1 protein-coding gene is annotated in these 628 nt (G+C 27.4%); it reads right to left on the bottom strand.

Going from position 1 to position 628, the window contains the following annotated elements; all coding sequences use genetic code 11:
* Nucleotides 1-43: 43 nt before the first annotated feature.
* On the bottom strand, nucleotides 44-628 hold a 585-nt coding region (locus FE392_RS20090), incomplete at its 5' end, for a glycosyltransferase family protein (RefSeq protein WP_319931892.1).

Here is a 628-nt window from a genome sequence, read left to right on the forward strand (position 1 = left end):
GCACTCACACCCAAAAACAAAGGGAGAATTATTTTTAAAATATTTACTCTATTACATCTTGATAATTTTGAATTAAAATTTGTCGATAGTCTTCAAAAATTTGTTCGTTAACTGTATGAGTGTTACTGTAATGAAAACACCAATAATCTTTTTGAAATGGGATAGCACCTATATAACCAGCTTTTTTAAATTCCAAGCTTTGCGAAACATCATAGAAATGAAATCCATTAAATAAATCTTCTTTCCAAGGTAAATCATATTGTGTTGCAATTAATAAACCGTCAACTACTTCTGCACGAATAAAGTTATTTAAAACGTATTCATTGTTTTTTTGAAAATCTAAATAACGTTTTTGTTGATCGATATAATCAACAACTTTTCCATTGATTGTATGAGATTGCCACCATATTCCATTTATAGGTAGTTTAGAACATCCAATCATACCTATAAATCCAACTTGTGGATTAGAAACAAAAATTCCAAGTATATCTTTTAAAAAAAATATATTTTCGATAAAAACATCTTGGTGAAGATAAATTTTATATTTTGCAGGATGTTTTAAAGCTTGATTATATCCATTCGCCATGCTAGTTGCATTGTAAATAGGCAAATATTCTATTGTAAAAGA

The sequence above is a fragment of the Xenorhabdus santafensis genome, assembly GCF_033949405.1.
Taxonomy (GTDB): domain Bacteria; phylum Pseudomonadota; class Gammaproteobacteria; order Enterobacterales; family Enterobacteriaceae; genus Xenorhabdus; species Xenorhabdus santafensis.